Annotated in this window: 4 protein-coding genes and 1 pseudogene; 2 read left to right on the forward strand and 3 right to left on the reverse strand. The window is 71.1% G+C overall.

Features of this window, described 5'->3' with window-relative positions; genetic code table 11:
• A pseudogene (locus tag ACVNF4_RS34605) lies at positions 1-212 on the reverse strand (hypothetical protein); the annotation flags it as partial.
• A gap of 1 nt (position 213) precedes the next feature.
• The gene (locus tag ACVNF4_RS34610; RefSeq protein ID WP_461806823.1) at positions 214-738 is read right to left on the reverse strand and encodes a sigma-70 family RNA polymerase sigma factor; all 525 of its coding nucleotides are present in this window, start codon (positions 736-738) and stop codon (positions 214-216) included.
• Positions 739-1,037: 299 nt separating this feature from the next.
• On the opposite strand from ACVNF4_RS34610, the gene ACVNF4_RS34615 reads away from it, so the two are divergent.
• Positions 1,038-2,054: an aspartate-semialdehyde dehydrogenase gene (locus ACVNF4_RS34615; RefSeq protein ID WP_461806824.1), complete on the forward strand. Its 1,017-nt coding sequence runs from the start codon at positions 1,038-1,040 to the stop codon at positions 2,052-2,054.
• Positions 2,055-2,108: 54 nt separating this feature from the next.
• Here the strand turns inward: ACVNF4_RS34615 and ACVNF4_RS34620 are convergent, their stop codons facing one another.
• Entirely contained in the window at positions 2,109-2,606 is a 498-nt protein-coding gene (locus ACVNF4_RS34620; RefSeq protein ID WP_461806825.1) for an MFS transporter, read from the reverse strand.
• Here ACVNF4_RS34620 and ACVNF4_RS34625 point away from each other — a divergent pair.
• On the forward strand, positions 2,595-2,746 hold a 152-nt coding region (locus ACVNF4_RS34625), incomplete at its 3' end, for a DUF305 domain-containing protein (RefSeq protein WP_461806826.1). The genes ACVNF4_RS34620 and ACVNF4_RS34625 overlap by 12 nt on opposite strands.

A 2,746-nucleotide genomic window follows, 5' to 3' on the forward strand; every position in this document is an offset into this window, starting at 1 on the left:
AGGAGCGGCCGGCCGCGCGGGGGGCGCCGGCGCAGGGGGACGACGACGGGGGCGGCGTCCAGGGTGCCGTCGGGGTCGGCATCCAACTCGTCGGCGATGAGGGCAAGTTGCTCGCGCAGTGCGGTGATGTCGGCGTGGGCCGCGCGGAGTTCGGGGGTGTCCGGTGCCGGTTCCCCCGTGATCGCGTACATGAGCGCGTCGTCGTCCGTCATCTCACACCACCTCGTCCTCGTGCAGCCGGGTGCGCAGCGCCCTGACCGCCGTGTGCAGCCGGCTCTTCACCGTGCCCTCGGGAACGCCGAGTTCACTCGCGATCGACGCGACGGGGAGGTCGGCGTAGAAGCGGAGGATCACCACCTGGCGCTGGGGGTCGGGGAGTTGGTCGAGCCCCTGGGCAACTGCCAGGGAGAGCACGCTCGTTTCCTCGCCGGACGGCTGCGCGGACTGGCGGAGGGAGGCGAGGCGTTCACCGAGGCGTTCCTGGCGGCGCTTGGCGCGGTGCCAGTCCATCGCCAGGTTGGAGGCGACGACCGCCGCCCACGCGGAGACGTCGCGGGGTGCCTCGTACCCCTTCGCCGCGCGCTCCAGGAGCCGTAGGCGGACCTGCTGCACCCCGTCCGGCAGGTCCGCCTGCGGTACTCCGCCGAGTGCCAGGATCGCTCTGACCCGGCGTTCTTGGGCCGCGTCCAGAGGGTCGTCCTGCCCCCTCTGGATGCGGCGCGTCGATCTGCGCAGCACTGACACCCCTCCCCTTGCCGCGTTTCCCCTACGACGCGGGAGGGGTCGGAAACGTTCGGGGCGGTCGGGGTCGCTTTTCTGGGGCGTACGTCACATCGGCGCTCCCAGCACGCCACGGATTGCGGCCTCAGTGCACTGTAAGGGCAATATCTCCAGCTCAGCGGGGGTGTGACCGGAGTTCCGGTGCCGGGTCCCCGGGCGGTGTCCGGCGTCGCGGGCAAAGAATTGGACAGGCTGACCGGGGTGGGCCGCATGATGGAAACGCCCCAGACACATCAGTACAGCCACAGGGAGTCACCGTGAGGGTCGGAATCGTCGGAGCAACCGGGCAGGTCGGGACGGTCATGCGGAGGATCCTCACGGAGCGTGCCTTCCCGGTGACCGAGCTGCGGCTGTTCGCGTCGGCGCGGTCCGCGGGGTCCGAGCTGGACGGCGTGACCGTGGAGGACGCGGCGACCGCCGACTACTCCGGCCTCGACATCGTGCTGTTCTCCGCCGGGGGTTCGACGTCGAAGGCGCTGGCAGAGAAGGTCGCCTCGCAGGGGGCCGTCGTCATCGACAACTCGTCGGCGTGGCGCATGGATCCGGACGTCCCGCTGGTCGTCTCCGAGGTCAACCCGCACGCGATCGCGTCCCGGCCGAAGGGGATCATCGCGAACCCCAACTGCACGACGATGGCCGCGATGCCGGTGCTGAAGGTGCTGCACGCGGAGGCGGGTCTGGAGACCCTCGTCGCGACGACCTACCAGGCGGTGTCCGGGTCCGGTCTGTCCGGTGTCGCCGAACTCGCCGGGCAGGTGCGGAAGGTCGTCGACGACGCGGAGAAGCTGACGCACGACGGTGGCGCCGTGGACTTCCCCGCGCCCGGCGTCTACAAGCGGCCCATCGCCTTCAACGTCCTGCCTCTGGCCGGGAACCTCGTCGACGACGGGCTCGGGGAGACGGACGAGGAGAAGAAGCTGCGCAACGAGTCGCGGAAGATCCTGGAGATCCCTGAGCTGAAGGTGTCCGGGACGTGCGTCCGGGTGCCCGTCTTCACGGGGCACTCCCTCCAGCTCAACGCGAGTTTCGCGCGTCCGCTGAGCCCCGAGCGGGCGCTTGAGCTGCTGTCCACAGCGCCGGGTGTGGTCGTCACGGACATTCCGACGCCTTTGCAGGCCGCCGGGCAGGATCCGTCGTACGTGGGGCGGGTGCGGCGGGACGAGACCGTCGAGAACGGCCTCGCGCTGTTCGTGTCCAACGACAACCTGCGCAAGGGGGCCGCGCTGAACGCGGTGCAGATCGCGGAGTTGGTGGCGGAGGAGCTCAAGGGCTGAACCCGTAGGGGTCGTACGGGTCGTACGGGGGCTGGTCCTCGCGATGTACGGGGTTCAGCCCCGCCCCCGTGCCGCCACCATCGGCCCCGCCAGCAGTGCCAGCCCTCCGCCCAGCAGCAGTACGGCCGTCGTGCCGTACGCGTCGGCCGTCCGCCCTCCGGCGAACGCGCCCAGCGCGATGGCCGAGTTGAAGGTCCCCGCGAAGAGTGCCGACATCGCCTCCCTCGCGTGGGGTGTCTCGGTGGACAGCCAGGTCTGGGCGGTGACGGAGACGCCGCCGTAGAGGAGGCCCCAGAGGGCGAGGAGGGCGGTGGTGGCTCCCGGGGAGTAGGCCGTGAGAGCCAGGAGCGGCACTGTCGCGCCCAGCGCCAGGGTGATGGACAGCAGCGTCCGGCCGGGGTCGCGCGGCGCGCGGGTGCCGATGAGGAACGTGCCGGCCACCCCTGCCGCCCCGTACACCAGAAGGAGTACGCCGATCGGGCCGGCCGTGAGACCCGGTACGCGCTCCAGGACGGGGCGGACGTACGTGTACGCGGCGAAGTGGCCCGTCACGAGGAGGGCCAGGGCGAGCAGGCCGCGGTGGACGCGGGGTTCGCGCGGGACATGGCCGTCCACCACCAGCAAGCGGTTGAGATGTCGTACATCGTGCGCGACCGCACGGACGACGAGGAGGTCCGGCGGCTCGCGTACGA

It is taken from the genome of Streptomyces sp. S6 (assembly GCF_054880855.1).